The sequence below is a fragment of the Streptomyces sp. NPDC020898 genome, assembly GCF_044333925.1.
Lineage (GTDB): Bacteria > Actinomycetota > Actinomycetes > Streptomycetales > Streptomycetaceae > Streptomyces.
In genome coordinates this window covers 153,162-174,525 of record NZ_JBIRRV010000016.1, presented here as the reverse complement: position 1 = coordinate 174,525, position 21,364 = coordinate 153,162, and the positions used below count along the sequence as shown (strand labels likewise).

19 protein-coding genes are annotated in these 21,364 nt (G+C 71.6%); 11 read left to right on the top strand and 8 right to left on the bottom strand.

The window, feature by feature from the left end:
* Nucleotides 1-10: 10 nt before the first annotated feature.
* On the bottom strand, nt 11-1,384 hold the full coding sequence (locus ACH4TV_RS37670) for an MFS transporter (RefSeq protein ID WP_398405803.1): 1,374 nt from the start codon (nt 1,382-1,384) through the stop codon (nt 11-13).
* A gap of 84 nt (nt 1,385-1,468) precedes the next feature.
* Nucleotides 1,469-1,906 carry a MarR family winged helix-turn-helix transcriptional regulator gene (locus ACH4TV_RS37665; protein ID WP_398405802.1) on the bottom strand — a complete coding sequence of 146 codons (438 nt, stop codon included), beginning with the start codon at nt 1,904-1,906 and terminating at the stop codon, nt 1,469-1,471.
* 154 nt (nt 1,907-2,060) lie between these two features.
* On the opposite strand from ACH4TV_RS37665, the gene ACH4TV_RS37660 reads away from it, so the two are divergent.
* From ACH4TV_RS37660 to ACH4TV_RS37650, 3 genes are all read left to right on the top strand, one after another.
* Entirely contained in the window at nt 2,061-2,243 is a 183-nt protein-coding gene (locus tag ACH4TV_RS37660; protein ID WP_398405801.1) for a ribbon-helix-helix protein, CopG family, read from the top strand.
* Between the two features lie 42 nt (nt 2,244-2,285).
* Complete coding sequence (locus ACH4TV_RS37655; RefSeq protein ID WP_398405800.1) at nt 2,286-2,558, top strand: DUF2530 domain-containing protein; 273 nt, start codon at nt 2,286-2,288, stop codon at nt 2,556-2,558.
* 290 nt (nt 2,559-2,848) lie between these two features.
* The gene (locus ACH4TV_RS37650; protein ID WP_398405799.1) at nt 2,849-5,281 is read left to right on the top strand and encodes a cation-translocating P-type ATPase; all 2,433 of its coding nucleotides are present in this window, start codon (nt 2,849-2,851) and stop codon (nt 5,279-5,281) included.
* A gap of 22 nt (nt 5,282-5,303) precedes the next feature.
* Here ACH4TV_RS37650 and ACH4TV_RS37645 read toward each other — a convergent pair whose 3' ends face one another.
* Both ACH4TV_RS37645 and ACH4TV_RS37640 read right to left on the bottom strand, forming a co-directional pair.
* On the bottom strand, nt 5,304-6,143 hold the full coding sequence (locus ACH4TV_RS37645; RefSeq protein ID WP_398405798.1) for a hypothetical protein: 840 nt from the start codon (nt 6,141-6,143) through the stop codon (nt 5,304-5,306).
* 145 nt (nt 6,144-6,288) lie between these two features.
* Entirely contained in the window at nt 6,289-9,435 is a 3,147-nt protein-coding gene (locus tag ACH4TV_RS37640; protein ID WP_398405797.1) for a sacsin N-terminal ATP-binding-like domain-containing protein, read from the bottom strand.
* A 180-nt stretch (nt 9,436-9,615) separates the two neighbouring features.
* On the opposite strand from ACH4TV_RS37640, the gene ACH4TV_RS37635 reads away from it, so the two are divergent.
* Together ACH4TV_RS37635 and ACH4TV_RS37630 are read left to right on the top strand one after the other, a co-directional pair.
* The gene (locus tag ACH4TV_RS37635) at nt 9,616-10,500 is read left to right on the top strand and encodes a prohibitin family protein (RefSeq protein WP_398405796.1); all 885 of its coding nucleotides are present in this window, start codon (nt 9,616-9,618) and stop codon (nt 10,498-10,500) included.
* Between the two features lie 87 nt (nt 10,501-10,587).
* Nucleotides 10,588-10,992, top strand: a complete 405-nt coding sequence (locus tag ACH4TV_RS37630) for a hypothetical protein (RefSeq protein ID WP_398405795.1) — start codon at nt 10,588-10,590, stop codon at nt 10,990-10,992.
* Nucleotides 10,993-11,029: 37 nt separating this feature from the next.
* On the opposite strand, the gene ACH4TV_RS37625 is transcribed toward ACH4TV_RS37630, so the two are convergent.
* Nucleotides 11,030-11,977, bottom strand: a complete 948-nt coding sequence (locus ACH4TV_RS37625; protein WP_398405794.1) for a DUF3027 domain-containing protein — start codon at nt 11,975-11,977, stop codon at nt 11,030-11,032.
* A 486-nt stretch (nt 11,978-12,463) separates the two neighbouring features.
* On the opposite strand from ACH4TV_RS37625, the gene ACH4TV_RS37620 reads away from it, so the two are divergent.
* The 4 genes from ACH4TV_RS37620 (at nt 12,464) to ACH4TV_RS37605 (ending at nt 16,015) form a co-directional block, all read left to right on the top strand.
* A complete protein-coding gene (locus tag ACH4TV_RS37620; protein WP_398405792.1) occupies nt 12,464-13,918 on the top strand; it encodes an MFS transporter in 1,455 nt (484 codons plus the stop codon).
* Between the two features lie 72 nt (nt 13,919-13,990).
* Nucleotides 13,991-14,470 carry a DUF2771 domain-containing protein gene (locus ACH4TV_RS37615; protein ID WP_398405791.1) on the top strand — a complete coding sequence of 160 codons (480 nt, stop codon included), beginning with the start codon at nt 13,991-13,993 and terminating at the stop codon, nt 14,468-14,470.
* Nucleotides 14,440-15,168, top strand: a complete 729-nt coding sequence (locus tag ACH4TV_RS37610) for a futalosine hydrolase (RefSeq protein WP_398405844.1) — start codon at nt 14,440-14,442, stop codon at nt 15,166-15,168. Before ACH4TV_RS37615 ends, ACH4TV_RS37610 begins: the two co-directional genes overlap by 31 nt.
* On the top strand, nt 15,146-16,015 hold the full coding sequence (locus ACH4TV_RS37605; protein WP_398405790.1) for a 1,4-dihydroxy-6-naphthoate synthase: 870 nt from the start codon (nt 15,146-15,148) through the stop codon (nt 16,013-16,015). Before ACH4TV_RS37610 ends, ACH4TV_RS37605 begins: the two co-directional genes overlap by 23 nt.
* Before the next feature lie 56 nt (nt 16,016-16,071).
* Here the strand turns inward: ACH4TV_RS37605 and ACH4TV_RS37600 are convergent, their stop codons facing one another.
* Nucleotides 16,072-16,455 carry a cold-shock protein gene (locus ACH4TV_RS37600; RefSeq protein ID WP_398405789.1) on the bottom strand — a complete coding sequence of 128 codons (384 nt, stop codon included), beginning with the start codon at nt 16,453-16,455 and terminating at the stop codon, nt 16,072-16,074.
* Between the two features lie 182 nt (nt 16,456-16,637).
* On the opposite strand from ACH4TV_RS37600, the gene ACH4TV_RS37595 reads away from it, so the two are divergent.
* A complete protein-coding gene (locus ACH4TV_RS37595; protein WP_398405788.1) occupies nt 16,638-16,892 on the top strand; it encodes a hypothetical protein in 255 nt (84 codons plus the stop codon).
* On the opposite strand, the gene ACH4TV_RS37590 is transcribed toward ACH4TV_RS37595, so the two are convergent.
* Nucleotides 16,865-17,503: an HAD family hydrolase gene (locus tag ACH4TV_RS37590; RefSeq protein ID WP_398405787.1), complete on the bottom strand. Its 639-nt coding sequence runs from the start codon at nt 17,501-17,503 to the stop codon at nt 16,865-16,867. The two genes, ACH4TV_RS37595 and ACH4TV_RS37590, sit on opposite strands and share 28 nt — an antisense overlap.
* Nucleotides 17,504-17,538: 35 nt before the next feature.
* On the bottom strand, nt 17,539-18,597 hold the full coding sequence (locus ACH4TV_RS37585; RefSeq protein ID WP_398405786.1) for a hypothetical protein: 1,059 nt from the start codon (nt 18,595-18,597) through the stop codon (nt 17,539-17,541).
* Between the two features lie 225 nt (nt 18,598-18,822).
* Here ACH4TV_RS37585 and ACH4TV_RS37580 point away from each other — a divergent pair, with 225 nt between their 5' ends.
* The gene (locus ACH4TV_RS37580) at nt 18,823-21,360 is read left to right on the top strand and encodes a helicase-associated domain-containing protein (protein ID WP_398405785.1); all 2,538 of its coding nucleotides are present in this window, start codon (nt 18,823-18,825) and stop codon (nt 21,358-21,360) included.
* Nucleotides 21,361-21,364 lie beyond the last annotated feature (4 nt).

The following is a 21,364-nucleotide window of genomic DNA, read 5'->3' as shown; positions in this document are numbered from 1 at the left end:
TTCACCGTACTCAGGCCGCCGAAGTCACCGCCTCCCGCCGCTCCTCCTCCTGCTGCTTGAGGAGAAGGACGCGCGGGTGTCCGGAGTTCCAGACGACCGAGAAGCGCAGGCCGCCCACGCGGGTCAGGACCAGGCCGACCGTCAGGGCGGCGGCCGTCGCGACGATGCCGCCGAAGGCGAGGCCGACCCGGGGGCCGTACGAGTCCGTGATCCAGCCGACTATCGGTGCGCCCAGCGGCGTACCGCCCATGAAGACCATCATGAACAGGGCCATGACCCGGCCGCGCATCGCCGGATCGGTGGCCATCTGGATGGCGGTGTTGGCCGTGACGTTGACCGTGAGACCCGCGATCCCGATCGGGATCATCAGCAGCGAGAACAGCCACAGGGACGGGGCCACCGAGGCCACGATCTCCAGTGCGCCGAAGGCGACGGCCGCCGCGACGAGGACACGCAGCCTCGCCGTACCGCGCCGGGCGGCCAGCAGGGCGCCGGCCAGGGAACCGACCGCGATCAGCGTGTTGAAGAAGCTGTACGCGCCGGCGCCGGCGTGGAAGACGTCGTCCGCGTACGCCGAGAGGACGACCGGGAAGTTGAAGCCGAAGGTGCCGATGAAGCCGACGAGGACGATCGGCCAGACCAGCTCGGGCCGTCCGGCGACATAGTGCAGACCCTCGCGCAGTTGCCCCTTGGCGCGCGGCGCCCGCTCCACGGCGTGCAGTTCGCGGGCGCGCATGAGCAGCAGGCTGGCGATGGGGGCGACGAAGGACAGCCCGTTGGCGAGGAAGGCCCAGCCCGTGCCGACCCCGGTGATCATCAGACCGGCGACGGCGGGTCCTACGAGGCGCGCGGACTGGAAGTTCGCGGAGTTGAGACTGACGGCGTTCTGCAGCAGCTCGGGCCCGACCATGTCGGGGACGAAGGACTGCCGGGCCGGGTTGTCGACGACCGTGGCGAGGCCGACGGCGAAGGCGGCGAGGTAGACGTGCCAGACCTCGACGTCACCGGAGAGGGTCAGCACGGCGAGCGCGAGGCCGGTGAGGGCCATCAGCGTCTGCGTGACGAGCAGCGTGGGCCGCTTGGGCAGCCGGTCGACGAGGACACCGCCGTACAGGCCGAAGAGCAGCATCGGCAGGAACTGGAGCGCGGTCGTGATGCCGACGGCGGTCGAGGAGCCCGTGAGGCTGAGGACCAGCCAGTCCTGGGCGATGCGCTGCATCCAGGTGCCGGTGTTGGAGACGGCCTGGCCGACGAAGAAGAGGCGGTAGTTCCGGATCTTCAGGGAGCTGAACATCGCGGACCTGCGGGAGCCTTCAGTGGGGGCGGGCGGGGGGTTGTGGGTGGCTGGTGCGGGTGCGGAGTCTGCTCCGGGTCCCGAACTCAAAAGGGTTCGCCTCCTTGCGAATGGCGTGGCACGACGGCCTTGCACCGCTTGACGGACTTACACCGCTCGGCGGCCTTACAGCGCTTACAGATGCGCGATCTTTTCCAGTACGGGGGCGGCTGCGCGCAGTTTCGCCCACTCGTCCTCGTCTAGGTTCTCGACCAGTCCGGCCAACCACGCGTTCCGTCTGCGGCGGCTCTCCTCGAGCATCGCTTCGGCGGTCTCGGTCTGCGTGACGACCTTCTGGCGCCGGTCCTCGGGATGCGGCTCCAGCCTGACCAGGCCCTTGCCCTCCAGCAACGCGACGATACGAGTCATCGAGGGCGGCTGCACATGCTCCTTGCGGGCGAGCTCGCCCGGCGTGGCCGAGCCGCAGCGGGCGAGGGTGCCCAGCACCGACATCTCGGTGGGGCTCAGCGACTCGTCGACCCGCTGGTGCTTGAGTCGGCGCGACAGACGCATTACGGCGGATCGCAGTGAGTTCACGGCGGCAGCGTCGTCGCCATGGGTTAGGTCAGGCATGTTCTTTAGCGTAACTCATTACCCTGACTAAAGACCACCGCAGCGCGCCAGGATGCCCCGTGACGAGCACCACTGAACCTCCACATCACCCGTTCGAGTGAGCCGACCGCAAAAAGTGACCCACGGCCCCGCACCGGCCCGGACCCTCGTCTCCATGGGGACCAGCGTGCTCAGCCTGCGGATAGACGGGGAGCTGCTCGACCGGCTCCGGGACCATGCGGCGAAAAGGGGAATGAGCGTCCAGGACTACGTGGTCCGGACGCTCGTCCGGGACGACTTCGACGAGCGGTTCCAGAGCGCGGTCGAGGAGACGGAGAAGTTCTACGGGGTGCCGTGACCTCTGCGGAGCGCCGGACGGGCGGCCTCGTAAGCTGTGTGCATGGAGAAGTGGACAGCGAAGCACGAGGCGCCGGAGCCCCTGGAGGGCCCCGTCGTCGCCACCGTCACGGGCGGCACGATCCTCTGGTTCGTCCTCTTCCTGGCCCAGCTCCCCTTCTACGGCTGGTACGACGACCACGGCCACGCCTGGTGGGTGTGGACCTGCCTCGCCGGCACAGGCCTGGGCCTGATCGGAATCTGGTACGTACGCAAGCGGGAAGCGGCGATCAAGCAGGCAACCGAGACCGGGGAACCCCTGACGCCGGCGGAGTAGTAGCGCCCCCCTCAGCCCGTCCGGCGTTTGAGGACAAGGCCCGTTCAGGGCCGACAGCGGGGTCTGGGGCGGCAGCCCCAGGGATGGGACGGGTAGGGGCGGCGGGGGCGAACCTCTCCCGCCCGCACCCACCCACCTACCCCCAGCCCACCCCGCCCCACCCCCGACGTTCCCCTACGCGCCCCCGACTACAACCACCGCATCATTTCCCACCCCGCGCCTCCTCCCCTGGTCGGATCTTTGGGGCACTCGGCGGGTGAAGCCGTAAATCCGCACGTACCGTCGAACGCATGACGCACATCGACGCCGGCGCCGAACTCGATCCTGTGCACCCAGTACCCCTTTCCAGCGGGACGCCGGGCAGCGCGCCCGGCCGCGCCGCGCAGGTCCGCGCCCGCGGCCTCACCGCCGCCGAAGTCGCCGAGCACGTCGCCCGCGGCGAGGTCAACGACGTCCCCGTACGCAGCAGCCGCAGCGTCTCCGAGATCGTCCGCGCCAACGTCTTCACCCGGTTCAACGCGATCATCGGCGTCCTCTGGGTGATCATGATGTTCGTCGCCCCGTTCCAGGACAGCCTGTTCGGGTACGTCATCCTCGCCAACACCGGCATCGGCATCATCCAGGAGTGGCGGGCGAAGAAGACCCTCGACTCCCTCGCGGTGATCGGCGAGGCCAGACCCACGGTCCGCCGCGACGGCGTCGCCACCGAGGTGAGCACCTCCGGGATCGTCCTCGGCGACCTCATCGAGATCGGCCCCGGCGACAAGATCGTCGTGGACGGCGAGTGCGTCGAGGCCGACGGGCTCGAGATCGACGAGTCGCTGCTCACCGGCGAGGCCGACCCCGTCGTCAAGCAGCCCGGCGACCCGGTCATGTCGGGCAGCTTCGTCGTCGCGGGCGGCGGCGCCTTCACCGCGACGAAGGTCGGCCGCGAGGCCTACGCCGCCCAACTGGCCGAAGAGGCCTCCCGTTTCACCCTCGTCCACTCGGAACTCCGTACCGGCATCTCCACGATCCTCAAGTACGTGACCTGGATGATGGTCCCGGCCGCGACAGGCCTGGTCATCACCCAACTGGTCGTCAAGGACAACGACTTGAAGGACTCGATCGCCCGCACCGTCGGCGGCATCGTCCCGATGGTCCCGGAGGGCCTCGTGCTCCTCACCTCCGTCGCCTTCGCGATCGGCGTGATCCGCCTCGGCCGGAAGCAGTGCCTCGTCCAGGAGCTGCCCGCGATCGAGGGCCTCGCGCGCGTCGACACGGTGTGCCTGGACAAGACGGGCACCCTGACCGAGGGCGGCATGGACGTGACCGAGCTGCGCTCCCTCAACGGCAGCGACGAGACATACGTACGGCGGGTCCTGGGCGCCCTAGGCGAGTCCGACCCCCGCCCGAACGCCTCCCTCCAGGCCATCATCGACGCCTACCCCGACAGCGAGGACTGGCGCTGCACCGAGTCGCTCCCCTTCTCCTCGGCCCGCAAGTACAGCGGCGCCGCGTTCAGCGAGGGCAACGGGGAGACGAGCACGTGGCTGCTGGGCGCCCCGGACGTGCTGCTCGACGCCCAGGACCCGGCCCTCGCCGAGACGGACCGCCTGAACCAGGCCGGCCTGCGCGTCCTCCTCCTCACCCGCACCACCCGCGAACTGGACCACCCCGAGGTCGCCACCGCCACCACCCCCACCGCCCTGGTCGTCCTGGAGCAGCGCCTGCGCCCCGACGCGGCGGACACGCTCCGCTACTTCGCCGAACAGGACGTCCAAGCGAAGGTCATCTCGGGCGACAACGCGGTGTCGGTGGGCGCGGTGGCAAACAAACTGGGCCTGACGGGAACGACGATCGACGCCCGCCGACTCCCCACCGACATCGACGACATGGCGAAGGCCCTCGACGAGGGCACGGTCTTCGGCCGGGTCACCCCGCAGCAGAAGCGGGACATGGTGGGCGCGTTGCAGTCACGCGGACACACGGTGGCGATGACGGGCGACGGCGTGAACGACGTACTGGCCCTGAAGGACGCCGACATCGGCGTGGCCATGGGCTCGGGTTCGGAGGCGACCCGGGCGGTGGCCCAGATCGTCCTCCTCAACAACAGCTTCGCGACGCTGCCCTCGGTGGTGGCGGAGGGCCGCCGGGTCATCGGCAACATCACGCGCGTGGCGACCCTGTTCCTGGTCAAGACGGTCTACTCGGTCCTCCTGGCCGTCCTGGTGGTCTGCTGGCGGGTCGAATACCCCTTCCTCCCCCGCCACTTGACCCTGCTCTCCACCCTGACGATCGGCATCCCGGCCTTCTTCCTGGCCCTGGCCCCCAACAAGGAACGCGCGAAACCCCACTTCGTACGCCGGGTCATGCGCTACTCGATCCCGGGCGGCGTACTGGCGGGCACGGCGACCTTCCTCACGTACCTGCTCGCCCGTCACTACTACACGGGCGAGGGCGCGTTGGAGGCGGAGACGAGCGCGGCGACGCTCACCCTGTTCCTGATCTCCATGTGGGTACTGGCGATCATCGCCCGCCCCTACACCTGGTGGCGGATCGCCCTGGTCGCGGCGATGGGCGCGGGCTTCCTGCTGGTCCTCGTCGTACCGCCGCTCCAGGAGTTCTTCGCGCTGAAGCTGGTGGGCACGACGATGCCATGGATCGCCGTGGGCATCGCGACGGTGGCGGCGGCCACCCTGGAGGTGATGTGGAGATGGGTGGACCGCCGCTTCCCGGCGTAAGCCGTAAGCCGTAAGAGGAGGCCTACTTCACGTCGATGAAGTCGGGCGCGGAACCGAGGGCGGCGGTCGTGGCGGTCCCCGCGAAGACGTACCGGAAGAACCCGTCGGCGGTCGCCGTGACAGTCGTCTTCAGGTCACCCTGGGCCGTCGTCTTGATGGTCCTGACGACGGTGTACGCGCTGGTGCCGTTCTTCCGGAACTGGAGCTGGACCGGCTGGGTCGCGTACCCCGTGTAGTTGGTGGCGCCCCAGTTGGCGCGGGTCAGCTTGCCGGTGACGGTGATGACCTTGCCCTTGACGACGGGCTCCGGCGCGGCGTTGACCGAGAGCTTCGAGTGGCGCAGGAGGCTGGGGGCGGCGATGCCCTCCTTCTCCAGGGACCCGACCTTGGTCACGTCGTAGTCGTCGTCACCCATGTCCTGGCCGTTCAGGGCGTGCGCGTACACGTAGGCGCTCCACTTGCCCGCGTCCTCGTTCAGCAGGTCCTGGGCCGGCGTGATCACGATGGACTGGGTGCAGTCGGCCCGCGTCGTCGAGACGGCCTTGCAGTGGGCGTAGTCGACGCCGTACAGGCCGTAGGCGGAGGTCGCGTACGTGGCGCCCCTGTACAGCTCGATGTCGGTGAGGAAGTCCTCGGCGGCGATGTCGACGTCCGCCGCGTGGGTCAGCGTGTAGCTGAGCGGCACCGTCACCTTGCCCGTGACGCCCACCACGATCGCCTTACCGTTGTTGACCTTGATGCCGGAGAAGGAGGCATCGAGGGTGTACGGCACGGCAGGATCGGCAGCGACCGCCGCCGGGACGCCCACGGCCGGAAGGACCAGGGCGCCGAGGACGGCGGCCACAGTGGCACGTATACGCATGCGTGTTCCCCACAGGGAGAAGGGGCCAACGACGGTCGTCGCCATGGCTCGGTTCTACGGAATATCGCGGAGGGCACCGCGATTCCATGTTCGCACCACGCCCCCCGCGCCTCCCCACCGCACCCCCACCCACTCGCCGCTCGCCTCAGTCGAACCAGCGGTCCCGCGCCAACTCCGTAGTCCGCGACGGGTCCTCCAGCAGCGCCGCCACCTCGAACCGTCGCGGCCACTGCCCCGCCGCCCAGGCGAGGCCGGCAGCGACGCCCTCCAGGGTCGAGGCGTGCAGCACCCCGTCCCGCGTCCTCCGCCAGTCCAGTTCCACGCCGTCCACGACGAGCTCCTCGTGCTCGACGTACGTCGCCGGCGTCCCCGGTCCCAGCAGTACCCGTACCGACTCCGGTACGTCGTGCTCCGCGCCCTCCGATGTCACCTCGCCCGTGACCGACTCGCTCAGCCGCCGTACCTGGAACAGTTCGGCCAGTTCGGCCGCCCTCGCCGGGCGTACGGGGAGCAGCGGTACGCCCGCTGTGAAGGGCAGCAGGTCGGGTGAGTCGACGACCACCGCGTCCGCCGCGTCCACGACCTCCACGTGGCCGTCGACGACGGCGCGCAGGTCGTCGGGCAGCGTGACCTGTTCGGGGTCGAGGTCGGCCAACGCGCCGTAGAGGGCGTGCAGTTGGGTGCCGCTCACTTCGCGGTCCGGGTCGGCGAGGCGGTCCAGCAGTTCGGCCGCGCCGCCCGGCTCGTCGAGGAGGGCCGCCACCGACGTCCGTACGCCCAGGGCCCGCAGGACCTGCTCGTCGTCGAACCCGGTGGCGTCGGCCTCCTCGTACAGGCCCCGCAGGAGCGGGTCGCCGCCCGCTGCCAGGAGACCGGCGGGCCGCCGCCCGTCCAGCACCGGGTTTCCGCGCAACCACCAGGCCGTGTACGGGCGTACGAGCTCGTGCGTGCCGTCGGGCAGCAGGACGCGCACCGGCTGGATGATGGCGTCGCGCAGGGGCGGCTGGGCGAGGAGGGCGAGGGCCTGGGGCCAGCGGTCGTCGTCGACGAGGTCGAGGTCGCGTACGGCGACCAGTTCCGTGGCGACGGGAGGGACGGGCGAGTCGGGGAAGCGGTCGAGGATGTCCTCGCTCCACACGTCCACGGCGTCGAGCAGGCCGGGGTCGTCGGGTTCGGCGAAGTCGCTGTCGCGGGGCTCCAGTTCGTCCGGGTCGAGGACGACGTCGGTGGTGCGTACGAGGGCGAAGTTGGCGAGGACGCCACAGGCGGCCAGCGGCTGCTCGCCCCACCTCGCCGCCAACTCGGCGTCCACCGACGCCAGTTCGCCTTCCCTGATGACCTCGGCGAACGGGCTGCCGGGGAGGACGAGTTCACCGGCGGGAGCGAGTTCGCCGTCCTCGTCGGGGAGGGCGAGGGCGCCGAGCCAGGGCTCGTCGCCGGGTTCGAGGCCCGCGTCCCGTACGAGGGCGAGGACGGTGTCGGCCAACTCCTCGGCGTCCGGGGTGTCTTCGTCGTCCCACGACATGCCACCGGCGTCCTCGTCGAGGGAGGCGGCGACGGCGGCCCGTACCTGCGGGGTGGTGAGGACGGCGCGCGGGGTGGCCGGGAGGGCGCCGAGCTTCTCCAGGAGGGGGTGGGCGGCGTCCGGGTGGGCGACCTTGAGACCGAGGCGGGCGAGGATCTCGGGCGCCGCGGCCTCCGCATCCCCGGACGTGGGCAGCAGTACCTGCCGGGGGCCGATGGTCGTACGGCCGTCGGCGAGCGGCACGGGCAGCCCGGTCAGCCGGTCGGGGTCGACGCCGGCCAGGCTGTCGTACAGCCGGTGCCACCACTCGGGCGCCTTCTCCAGCCCGGCGAGCCGGTCGACGGCGTCCGTCAGGGGGACGCGGGCGACCCCCAACGTCCGCAGTTCCACGCGGCGTTCGAGACCGGCGGGCAGCAGGGTGGGCAGCACCTCGGCGAGGACCTGGACGGTCTCGGCGCCTGCGCCCTCGACGACCTCGGCGTCACGGGGCCGGAGCGCGGACGGCAGTTCCTCGTCGTCCCCGGGGTCAAGTGCGGGCGGAAGAAAGGCGGTTCGGGGCAGCCGTTCGAGAATCGCCTGGCGGAGGTTCCCGTCCAGCTCACCCTTGCCCAGCGGGCCGGGCACGAGCGCGATGATGCCCTCCCCCACCGGGCGCCAGTCGGCGAGGAGTTCGGTGTACGCGTCGGCGGCGCGCTGCACCAGGAAGTCGGTGAGCGGACCGGGCGCGGCATGCCGGCGGGCGGTGTCCAGCGGGAGCGAGGCGATGAGCAGCGCCGGTACGCCCAGCGGCTCGTCGCTCGGCGTGGGCGCGTGCACGACGGGGCTGGTCCGGGGCGGTACGGGAGCGCCGTCCGCGTCGACGGGCACGGCCCAGGTGACCGACCAGTGCGGACGCAGCCGCTCCTCGACCGGCCGCCCGACCAGCAGGGCCGCCTCCAGGGGGCCGTGCGCGGAGACGGTACGCCAGCGGCTGACGCCGTCCCGGGAGTCCTCCACGAGGGTCAGCGCGCCGTCGGTGCGCCGACGCACCGTACGGGCCTCGTGCTCCCCCACCTCGATGACGACCTCTTCGAGACCGGGCAGCGTCAGCAGAAGCGCATCGTCGACGCCGCTGAGCAGCCGCTCGGCGAGATCCTCGGCGGCGGTGTCGCGCAACGGGAGGATGACAGCCGTGTCGTACGGGTCCGGGGCAGTCCCTTCGGCCGCGAACGGCAGCCGGAGAAGCGGCACATGACCGTCGCGCCGCCGGACCTCGTCACCGAGTCCGGGACTGTGCCGGGCGATGTCGGCGGCCAGCTCGCGAGCCTCCGTGAGGCTCCACCGCACACCGCCGTGCCGCCCGACGACGGCGGGCTCGTCAGTCACGGCGAGCACGGCGGCGAAGCCGACGCCGAACCGCCCGACGGCGCCCGTCTCCTTGCCGTCCTCCTGGACGTCCCGCTTGGCGGAGGCGCGCAGCGTGGAGAGGGACTCGACACCGGTGGCGTCCAGCGGAGCACCCGTGTTGGCGGCGACGAGGACACCCTCGCGGAGGGTGAGCCGCAGCCGCCCGGGCACCCCGGCCCGCGCCGCCGCGTCCGCCGCGTTCTGAGCGAGCTCGACGACGAGCCGGTCCCGGTACCCACCGAGGACGAGATCCTCCTCGGCGTTGGCATCCTCACGGAACCGGGCGGGGCTGGTGGCCCAGGCGTCCAGAACACCCCGGCGCAGACGGGCCGTACCGAAAGGGTCCGCGCCCTCAGCTGCCGGCCGCACGAACTTGCTCACGTTGACTCTCCTCATCGGCGTGAGCATGAAGGTACCGTGCGCCGCGAGCGCGCCCGCGCACCCGCCCGGGAGGGGGACCGGGCCCGCCCGGCAGCGGCGGCGCCCCTTACGATGCGCTCCGGACCGCGCCCGAGCCGGCGCTGGTCCGTTTCGTGTTCCTGAGGGGGAATCTCTGTGTTCGTGCTGTCCATTCTGCTGCTCATAGCGGCGGTAGTGCTCTTTCTCGTCGGCCGAAGCAGAACCGAAGCCGGTGGCTGGCGGATCGGGGCGGCGCTCAGTGCCGTCGCCGCCGTGCTGGCCGGTGTCTTCGCCTGCGTCCATGTCGTGCGTGCCTACGAGGTCGGGGTGCCGGTGACCTTCGGCAAGGTCGGCCAACCGCTCAACTCCGGCGTCCAGTTCAAGTCGCCGTTCACCGACGTCACGTCCTTCTCCACCCGTCCCGTCGATCTGAACCTCTACGACAAGGACGTCGTCGAGGTCCGCTCCGCACAGGGTGGCGTGCTGTACGCGGACGTCACCATCAAGTGGGCCGTCGTACCGGCCAAGGCGGTCGAGCTGTACCGGCTGGCGGGCAGTGAGGAGGCCGTCCAGGAGCGGCTGGTGTTGCCGGACAGCCGCGAGATCATCCGCAACGTCTTCGCCAAGCACACCAGCGAGGAGGGCTACGCCTCCGCCCGTGAGCAGATCGGTGCGGAGATCGCCGCCCTCATCAAGGAGCGGCTGGCGCCGCGCGGGATCGACGTCACGACCGTCAACCTGCGCAATGTGAGGCCGTCGGACAAGCTCCAGGACCAGATCGACAAGAAGATCCAGCAGGAGCAGGCCACCGAGCGGGCCGTCGAGGCCTCGCGTACGGCCACGGCGGAGGCCGAGCGCAAGCGGATCGAGGCGGAGGGCATCGCCCGCGCCAACACGATCCTCTCGAAGTCGCTGAGCGACAAGGTGCTGTACAACCAGTGCCTGGAGGCCTACAAGGAGGCCGCCAGGGCCAACCCGGTGTACGCGGTCCCGTGCGGCACGGCCGCGAACGGCACCCCGGTGATCGTGGACAGCACCAAGAACTAACCAGCATGGAGCAGACCGCCAAGTACTCAGCCGGCACTGAGTACTTGGGCTCTGTCCGCTCCCTGACCGAAGCGGAACGCTGGGGCCATGCGACAACAACGGCACCTGGCGTTCCACCTGTCGGCGACTCTTCTGCTGGCCGTGGTGGCATCGGCGATGTGGGCCGCCTGGCTGGGCTGGGACCAGCAGTACGACGTGCACCCCGACGGCTCACAGACCGGCCCGTACGAGGCGTGGCAGGTGATCGGGCTGGTGCTGACCCTGCTGGCGCCGGTGTGCTGGGTGGCATCCCGGCGCCACTTCCCGGTCGCCGTGATCGGCGTCCCGATCGGCCTGACCGTTGCCGCCTTCTACGACTGGTCGGACGACGGCAGCGGCCTCTACGTGATCGGCGGGGGGATGGTCATGATGGGAAGCCTCGCCGCGACCATCGCCGTCTCCGCCGTGATCATCTTTCTGAAACGAGACCGACGGGACCACGTAGACCGCTGACCAGCATCCCTCGGGGAGCGTGCGCTCCCCCACGGGCCTACGAGTGCCCCAACTCCGCCACAGCCTCGTCCGCCCCGCTCACCGGGACCGACCCCGAGTCGGCCGCGGGCCGCAGCGGGAACGGGTCCACCTTCATCTCGTCGATCACCGGCGGCGGCGGCACCGGCGGCGTCGGCATGACCGCTGCCTCCGAGTGCCCCCCGCAGCCGTACGCCAAAGACACCACACGCCCGTCCGCCGGAGCGAACTCGTTCGTGCACACGCCGAAGGCCTGCCCGAGCGAGCCCCCGATCGCCACGAGGAACCCGCAGCTCACGCAGCTCGCCGGGGCGGCCTGGGCCATGGGCGTCTGGGAACCGTAGGAGTCCTCCCAGCGGTCGGCGGCGCTGTGGAGGCCGTACCGGGACAGGACACGCGCCCGGCGCATGCCCAGTTCCTCGGCCACCGCCGCGATCGACCCGCGGGCCGGTACGACCGTGAAGTCCGCCGGTGAGCCCGCCGTGACATCCGCGTCCTCGGCGTCCGCCAGATCCGCGGCCAGTTCCACCGTCGCCGTCGCCTGTGCGAGAACGGAGTTGGGCAGGGGTTCGTCCTCGCCCGAGTAGCCAGGCTCCAGACGCAGGTCCTCCGCGTCCGTGGGGAGCAGGTCCCCCGGGCCCATGTCCCCCGGGCGCAGGCGCTCGCTCCACGGCACCCATTCCGGTGCCTGGAGGGCGTCGGGACCGGGGAGGAGGACCACCTCGTCCAGGGTGACGAGCTTGGCCCGGGACGCCCGGGCGACCGTCACCGCCCAGCGCCAGCCCCGGTAGCCGAACTCCTTGCACTCGAAGAAGTGCGTGACGACCCGGTCGCCCTCGGACACCAGGCCCGAGTGCTCACCCACCACGCCTGGTGCCGCCGCTTCCTCCGCCGCGGAACGGGCGAGGTCGACGGCCTCGGCGCACAGGCGGTCGGGGGTGCGGCTTCGCGTTGTCGCTGCGCTCACAGGTATCGCTTCTCTCCTACGCCGTCTCACGAGTGCGCCCGTCCCGACGGGATGCGAACGGTTGCGAACGGAGCGGACCAGAGGGCCGCGTCAACGTTCACACCCGATCACGCTCGGGCGCACCTACGTCATCCATTCTGCGGGATGGCCGAGAGGCGCGCGGCCGAGAACAACCGCCACTGCGCGCTACGCACGCTACCTTCTCCAGCGCCCGGGGCCCACACCGACGGGACGGTTCACGGCGACAGACATGTATCAGTCCCATCACCGTCCCGCCTCCGATCGCCCGCAGATCACCCCGCCGATCACCCGCTGATCACGCCTTCGGGCCATCCCTCACCCACTCTTCCCACCCTCCGATGGCCGGAAAACACCCCGTCCGAACCGCCCGAGAGACACGCCCCGCCCCACCCGCCCCGACACCACTCGGCCCCTATACGTGCGGTAACCGCACTAGGTACGCCCGTCTCGGGGCACTATTGCGGAGTGGCAAGCGAGAGGTCGCCCCACGGCGCCACCGGGATCGGTGGGGTCCAGGGCGACAACCGGAGCGGCACCGGCACCGAGAGCGGCCGGCGTGGCGTACGGGACCGGGTGAACGGGGCCGTACGCGCGGTCGGTCGCGCCCTGCATTTCCCCGTGACCGGTACCGCCCGCGGCATCCGCAAAGCCACCCACGCGCACGGCGCCGGAGAGTCCGGGCTCGGAAAACTCATCGAACTGCACGCGGTGAACGGCGCCGGCGACATGATGATCACCGTCGCCCTCGCCTCCACCGTCTTCTTCTCCGTCCCCACCGACGAGGCACGCGGGCGCGTGGCCATCTACCTCGGCATCACCATGGCGCCCTTCACCCTCCTCGCCCCCGTGATCGGCCCGCTCCTCGACCGCCTCCCGCACGGCCGCCGCGCCGCGATGGCCTGCGCGATGCTCGCCCGCGCCCTCCTCGCCCTGCTCCTGGCCGGCGCGGTCGCCACCGGCAGCATCGAGCTGTACCCGGCCGCACTGGGCGTCCTGGTCGCGTCGAAGGCGTACGGCGTGGTCCGCAGCGCGGTCGTCCCCCGCCTCCTGCCACCCCTCTTCTCCCTCGTGAAGGCCAATTCACGGGTCACCCTCAGCGGCCTGCTCGCCACCGGCATCGCGGCCCCCATCGGCGCGGGCCTGCAGGCCCTCGGTCCACGCTGGCCGCTCTACGGCGCCTTCGTGATCTTCATCGCGGGTACGTTCCTGTCCTTCACGCTCCCCCACAAGGTGGACTCCGCCAAGGGCGAGGACATCGCCCTGCTGGCCGCCGACCCGGAGCACCTGCACGGCCCGCACCGCGCCGAGACCCTGCGCCGCCCGGGCCTGCGCACGGTCGGTACGGCCGTCACCCACGCCCTCGGCGCCAACGCCGCCCTGCGCTGCCTCTCGGGCTTCCTGATCTTCTTCCTCGCCTTCCTGCTCCGCGAGCACCCGCTCACCGGCGAGAGCGCCGCGTGGTCGCTGGGCATCGTCGCCGTCGCGGCGGGCACCGGCAACGCGCTCGGTACGGCGGTCGGCGCGGCCCTGAAACAACGCGCGCCGGAGCTGATCATCGTGACGGTCGTCGCCGTGGTCCTCGGCGCGGCGATCGTCGCCACGGTCTTCTTCGGCGCCGCCATGGTGGCCTGCCTCGCCGCGGTCGCCGGGTTCTGCCAGGCCCTCGCCAAGCTGTCCCTGGACGCGCTGATCCAGCGGGACGTCCCCGAGCACGTCCGCTCCTCCGCGTTCGCCCGTTCGGAGACGCTGCTCCAGATGGCCTGGGTGCTCGGCGGCGCGATCGGTATCGCGCTTCCCCTGATCGGCACCCTGGGCCTCGGGGTGGCCGCCGCGATCGTCGCCACGGGCTGGCTGACGACCGTCCGGGGCCTGGTCGGGTCGGCCCGGCACGGGGGCACGGCACGCCCCCGCGTCGCGTAGCGGGACCCGCCGGGGCACGGCACGCCGTACCCACGTGACAGCCGTGCCGTACGTGCCCGATAGCCTTCGGCCATGACCTCGTTGCGTTCCGCTTCCACTGCGCGCCGTCGCCGCGCTGTTGCCGCCGTCGCCGCCGTTGGTGCCGGACTGCTCGTCCTGTCCGCCTGCGACAAGCCGACGCCGATCTCCACGATCACCGTCGGCAGTTCCTCGGTGAACTCGGAGGCCTCCTGCTACGACGACGGCAAGGAACTGAAGACGGCCGCCGTGGCCGAGTGCCTCAAGGACACGGACATCAAGAGCATCACGGTCGACCCGGACGAGACCGTGCGCTTCGGCGTCGACCCGGAGATCGCCGACAAGGGCTGGACGATCCTGATGAACGGTCAGCCGCTGACCGACGCCAGCACCAAGACGTACCGCACGATCCCGGGCAGCGTGTTCTTCAACGCCCAGTACGGCGCGCAGGGAAACTCGACGCTCGTCTCCGTCAAGGAGGGCGAGAACGAGGTCAGCGGCCTCTGGTCGTTCAAGCTGAAGAAGGACTCCTGACAACGTCAGGAGTCCGGGTCCTCGTAGCCACCGCGGTCCCCGCCGAACGGGACGCGGTGGCACAGGCGTTCCCGGCCGACCCCGCTGACGTCGACGTCATCGACATCATCGCCGTGGGCGTCGGCCCCGCCGCCGCCGCGGCCTCCGTCGCCTCGGCGCTCACCGCCGCCGACCTCCTGGGCGCCCCGTACCACCTGGTCGTCTCGGCGGGCATCGCCGGCGGTTTCCAGCCGGAGGCCCCCGTGGGCTCGCTCGTCGTCGCCGACGAGATCACCGTCGCGGACCTGGGCGCCGAGACCGCGGACGGGTTCGTTCCGGTCACCGGACTCGGCTTCGGCACCGTCACCCACCGTCCGCCGGAAGCACTCGTACGAGAGGTCACGGCCGCGACCGGCGCCCGCGCCGGTGCCGTCCTGACCGTCTCCACGGTGACCGGCAGTGCCGAACGCGCCCGCGTACTGCGCTCCCGGCACCCGAGCGCGCTGGCCGAGGCCATGGAGGGCTTCGGGGTCGCCGAGGCCGCCGCCCGGCACGGTGTGCCGGTGCTGGAGATCCGGGCCGTGTCCAACCCCGTCGGCCCCCGCGACCGCGCCGCCTGGCGCATCGGCGACGCGCTCACGGCCCTGACGGAGGCCTTCGGGAAGCTCACACCGGCACTGGAGAGTTGGAACCCGCATGAGCACCCAGACGAACCCTGAGAAGCCCGGGAAACTGCGGATCGCGTACTCGCCCTGCCCGAACGACACCTTCGTCTTCGACGCCTGGGCCCATGACCGGGTGCCGGGCGCGCCCGCCCTCGACGTGACCTTCGCGGACATCGACATCACCAACGGCATGGCCGAGCGCGGCGAGTTCGACGTACTGAAGGTGTCGTACGCCGTGTTGCCGTACGTCCTCGACCAGTACGCGCTGCTGCCCTGCGGGGGCGCCCTGGGGCGGGGCTGCGGCCCGCTGGTGCTCACCCGGGAGGCGGGGGCCGACCTGACCGGGCGTACGGTCGCCGTGCCCAGCGAGAGGTCGACGGCGTATCTGCTGTTCCGTCTCTGGGCCGCGGACACGATCCCCGGTGGGGTCGGCGGGATCGTGGTCATGCCGTTCCACGAGATCATGCCGGCCGTGCGGGACGGGAAGGTCGACGCGGGGCTCGTCATCCACGAGGCGCGCTTCACGTACCAGAACTACGGGCTGCACAAACTCGCGGACATGGGCGAGCACTGGGAGGCGACGACCGGGCTGCCGATCCCGCTCGGCGCGATCATCGCCAAGCGGTCGCTGGGGGCACAGACGCTGGAACTGCTGGCCGAGGCCGCCCGGACGTCCGTACGGGCGGCCTGGGACGATCCCGAGGCCTCCAGGGCGTATGTCCTGGAGCACGCTCAGGAGATGGACCCGAAGGTCGCCGACCAGCACATCGGTCTGTACGTCAACGAGTTCACCGCCGACCTCGGCGAGGACGGATACGCGGCGGTCAGGGGGCTGTTGACGCGCGCGGCGGCCGAGGGGCTGGTGCCGCCCCTCGGCCCGAATGCGCTCGATTTCCCCTAGAAATCCCCGAAGCCGCCGAAGTCTCCGCAGTCCTTCTCAAAGCCCCCGGAAACCTCTTACACGTCCAACTGGTCCGCGACCGCTCGCAGCAGGCCCGCGATCTGCTTGCCGGAGGTCTTCTCGGGGTAGCGGCCCCGCTCCAGCATCGGGGTGATGTTCTCCAGGAGGGTCGTCAAATCCTGGACGATGGAGGCCAGTTCGTCCGGCTTCTTGCGCTGCGCCGCCGCGACCGACGGGGTCGGGTCCAGGATGACGACGGAAAGTGCCTGGTCACCGCGTTGCCCGGCGACAACTCCGAACTCCACCCGCTGGCCCGGCTTGAGGGAATCGACTCCGGCGGGCAGGACCGAGGAATGGACGAAGACGTCACCGCCGTCGTCGCGGGAGAGAAAGCCGAAGCCCTTCTCACTGTTGAACCACTTGACCTTGCCGGTGGGCACGTCTGTTCCTCGTCCTCGTACTCGTCGGAAAACTGCTTCGGGCTGCTGTTAACTCTTCAAGAAACCGGGTCTGGATAGCACTTGGGCGGGTCGTGGACCCGCCGATACCAAGGCTAGTGGGCGACAGGCCGGTGACAAGACGTCGCCGTGTTGTTCCTTCGGGCAGGAACTACCCTGGTCGAGTGCGTGACAAAACCCAAACGAATTCCGCCGCGGCCGGAGATCGGCTGATCCGTGTCGGTGCCATCGTCTTCTTCGTCGGTACGGTGGCCACTTTGGTCACCGTGGCCCCATTGCTCCTCGGCACGACGCCATTTCCGACGTACATGTTCGGCTTGAGCATGCTGATGGGCGTCGGCTTCCTTCTCGCGGGCGCGGGAGTGCTGCAGTCGGCGGCCGAGGGCCGCCGTCAGGCCCGCGCGGCCACACCTCGGTAGGAGGCCAGCCAGGCCGGGAAGTGGGTGAGGTCGTCGAGGACGACGTCCGCGCCCGCCGTACGCAGTTCGGTGGCGTCGCAGGGCCCGGTGGGCACGGCCACGGACAGGGCACCGGCGGTCCGGGCGCCGCGTACGTCTCCGACGTGGTCGCCGACGTACACGCTCGCGCCGTGCTCGCGCAGCGCCACCGCCTTCTGCTCGGCCCACAGGTTTCCGATGACCGCGTCGGGCTCGATGCCGAGGTGCGCGAGGTGCAGTTTCGCGTTCGGTTCGTACTTGGCGGTGACGACGATCGCCCGCCCGCCGGACTCCCGTACGGCCGCTATTGCCTCACGGGCGCCGGTCATCGCGGGGGTCGCGGTGATGGCGATGGCCGGATACATCGCACGGTAGAGGTCGCTCATGGCCGCGATCCGATCGGCCGGAAACCAGTGCACGAGTTCGTCCGCGAGCGGCGGGCCGAGCCGTGTGATGGCCAGATCGGCGTCGATGAAGGTGCCCGTGCGCTCGGCGAGGGCCACGTAGCAGGCGTGGATGCCGGGGCGGGAGTCGATGAGGGTCATGTCGAGGTCGAACCCGACGGTGAGCGCGCCGGAGGTCGTCGATGTCATATGCACCATTGTGCGGGAGCGGTCGGGGGCGGTGTTCAGCGCGAACGCTGGGAGCGCCAGACCAGGAACAGCGCGGAGGCGATCGCCGCGCCCCGCACGACCCACGGCCAGGTCCCGGCGAGGGCCTCGTTCATGTGCCCCTCGGCGATGGGATCGCCCCAGCGGCCCTCCGTACGCCCCCACAGCCATCCGGCGCCGGCCGCGACCGCCGCGCCCGGCAGGTAGACGACCGCCCACTTCGTCTCGGCCTGGGAGAGCCGGCGGGAGGCGTAGGCGATGGCCCAGCCGAGGAGGAGGGCGTACAGGTTTCCGAGGACCGCCCCCGCGACGAGGAGTCCGGCGGCGATGAGGAGCAGCGGGTTGCTCCAGCGGCCGGAGGGGAGAGGCAGCGGGATCCGTAGCCGGCGGCGCCGACGCGGGGCGGCCTCCGCCTCCGCGTCTCCTCCGGCGGCCTCGGGCTCGGCCTCCTGCTCGACCGCCTCGTCCGCCGCGGGCTTGGCCTTGTCCGGCCTGGGCGGCGGCTTGAGCAGGTCGGCGATCTCCACGCCACCGACGAACCCGGGCGGCAGGCTGTCCGCGTCCACGAACGGCCCCCCGGGGTTGGTCCGCCACCAGTCCGGGTGCAGCCGGGCGTCCCCGAGCTCGTCCGCGCCCGCGAGGTGGGGCGGGGCGGGGCCGTCGCCGGAGGGGAAGGGCGCGAACGCTTCCGGCACCTCCGAACCCGGTGCCGTCCCCTTACTGGCCTTACCGGCGTCCGCCGAACGCGGGCGCGGGACGAGACGCCCGAGCCTCTTGCCCTTGGGCTGCGGCTCGTCACGGTCACGCTGTACGGGTACGGCGGCGCGCGGCGCCTCGGGCGCACCGGCGGCGGTGCCGGCCCCGGCCACGATCTCGTCCGGGGTGCCGATGCGGTCGAGGATGCGGCGTACGGCGGCGGGGCTGTCGACCGGTGCCTTGGCGCGGCGCCGGTCGATCTCCTCGCGCAACTCCGAGACGAGCCGCATCCGGGCGCCGGACGGCAACTGGCGCTGCTGGGCCAGGTCTCCGACCCTGCTCAGATACTCGTAGACGACCTGGTCGCTCTCGATACCCACGAAGTCAGACGTTACCTCTGCATTCCGCGACACCGACCCGCATCTCCAGAGCACCGACCTGTATCTCCACAGCACCGGCCCGCACCCCCAGCCCGTCCGGCGTTTGAGGACGAGCGCGTTCAGCGCGAAAGGGGGGTCCGGGGGCGCAGCCCCCGGTGACGCCCACACCAACTCCCCGCACCGACGAAAGACACCTCACCGCACCCACCCGCTACCGTGGGCGGGATGAGCACCGAGGAGACACCGGCGCCGCGTTCTCTCGCGGAGGCGCTTCGCGCGCGGGACGACGCGTCGCTGGCCGCGCTGCTGCGCAGCCGTCCGGACCTCATCACCCCCGTCCCCACCGACCTCACCCAGCTGGCCACCCGCGCCGGCACCCGCGCGTCGGTCGTGCGCGCGCTGGAGCGGCTGGACCGGTTCACGCTCCAGACGGCGCAGGCGCTGGCCGTGGCCCAGGACCCGGCGGCGTACGACGAGCTGCTGGCCCTGCTCGCGGGCGATGCCGCCGATCCGGCCGTCACGGCGGCCCTCCCCCGTGCCCTGGGCGTGCTGCGGGAGCAGGCGCTCGTATGGGGGCCCGTGGATCGGCTACGGCTCGTCCGTACCGCACGTGAGCTGCTCGCGCCCTCGCCGCAGCATCCGTCTCCGACGGGGCTCGGTCCGACGGTCGCGGAGGCGACGGCGGGGATGTCGCCGGGGCGTATCCAGGAGATCGTGGCGGCGGCGGGGCTCACGTCGACGCACGACGCCGTGAGCGCGGTGGCCTCGCTGACGGCCCTGTTCACCGACCGGAAGCGGATGGCGGCGCTGCTGGCGGAGGCGTCCCCGGACTCCCTCGACGTGCTGAACCGTCTGGTCTGGGGCCCGCCGTACGGCCAGGTCACCGCCGAGCCGGCCGCGCATCTGCGTCGGCTGCTGGACCGGGGTCTCCTGCTGCCCACGGCGCCCGGGACGGTCGTACTGCCGCGCGAGGTGGCCCTGCATCTGCGGGGCGGCCGGGCGCATCGGGTCACCGAGCCGTTGCCGCCCGGGGTGGAGGCCGCCGCGACCCATCGTCCACAGGTTGTGGACAGCGCGGCGGCGGGGCAGGCGTACACGGCGCTGGCGACCGTCGAGGAGCTGCTGAAGGAGTGGGACGAGGGCGGTCCGGCGGTGCTGCGGGCCGGCGGGCTGAGTGTCCGTGATCTGAAGCGGACGGCCGTCGCCCTCGACCTGTCCGAGCCGGTGGCCGCCTTCTGGGTCGAACTCGCCTATGCGGCGGGCCTGTTGGCGTCCGACGGGGAGGCCGAGGAGCGGTACGCGGCGACCCCTGCGTACGACGAGTGGCTGGAGCAGCCCGCCGCGCGGCGCTGGGCGCGGCTCGCGGAGGCCTGGCTGACGGCGACCCGGACGGCCGGGCTGATCGGCGGCCGGGACGTCAAGGAGCGCACGCTGTCCACGCTCGGCCCGGGTCTGGACCGCTCGGCCGCCCCGGAGGTACGGCACCGGGTGCTGACCCTGCTGGCCGCGCTCCCGGAGGGCACGTCCCCCACCGCCGACTCGGTGCTGGCCCGGCTGCACTGGGAGCGTCCGGTGCGCGGCCCGCGGCAGGAGCGGGGCGGTGACGAGGACCTGCGGACCAGGCTCGCCCGCTGGACCCTGTCCGAGGCCGAGTCGCTGGGCGTCACGGGCCGGGGCGCGCTCTCGTCCCAGGGCCGGGCGCTGCTCGGCCTCCCCGCCGCGCCGGTGAAGGCGGCCGAGCCGACCGGCCCCGGCGACAAACTCCCCGTCCACCACCGCGACCACCCGCCGATGGAGCCCCTCTCCGCCCCCGAGCAGGCCACCGCGTCGGCCACCGCCGCCCGTCTGCTCACCCCGCTCCTCCCCGAGCCGCTCGACCACGTCCTCCTCCAGGCGGACCTGACGGCGGTGGCCCCGGGCCCGCTCAAGCGCGCCCTGGCGGACGTGCTCGATGTGCTGGCGGATGTGGAGTCGAAGGGCGGCGCGACGGTCTACCGCTTCACCCCGGGCTCCGTACGCCGTGCCCTGGACGCCGGACGCTCCGCCTCCGACCTGCACGACTTCCTGACCGCCCACTCCCGTACGCCGGTTCCGCAGCCCCTCGCCTACCTCATCGACGACGTGGCGCGTCGCCACGGCCACCTGCGGATCGGCGCGGCCTCGGCGTACGTGCGCTGCGACGACGACGGGGTGCTCAACGAGATCCTGGCGGACAAACGGTCCGCGAACCTGCGTCTGCGCCGCCTGGCCCCGACGGTCCTGGCGGCCCAGGCCGACCCGGCGACGCTTCTCGACGGCCTGCGCGCGATGGGCTTCGCGCCGGCCGCCGAGTCCGCCGAGGGCGACGTCCTGATCACCCGCGCCCACGCCCACCGCACCCCGCCCCGCACAGCTCCCGACCCGGTTCCGGAGGGCCCGCCGACCCCCGACGCCACGCTTCTCTCGGCGGCGATCCGTGCCATCAGGGCGGGCGACCTGGCCTCCACGGCCCCCCTCAAGCCCACCGAGACCCCGGTTGCGAACGGCGACCTCCCGCGCACCAGCTCCGCCGAGACCCTGGCCACCATGCAGGCCGCCGTCATGACGGGCGAGGCCGTATGGATCGGGTACGTCAACGCCGAGGGCGCCGCCAGCCAGCGCGTCATCGCCCCGATCCGGGTCGAGGGCGGCTTCGTGACGGCCTACGACCACACGGCGGACGAGGTACGGACGTATCCGCTGCACCGGGTCACGGGCGTGGCGGAACTGGCGGAGGACGGATAGGCGG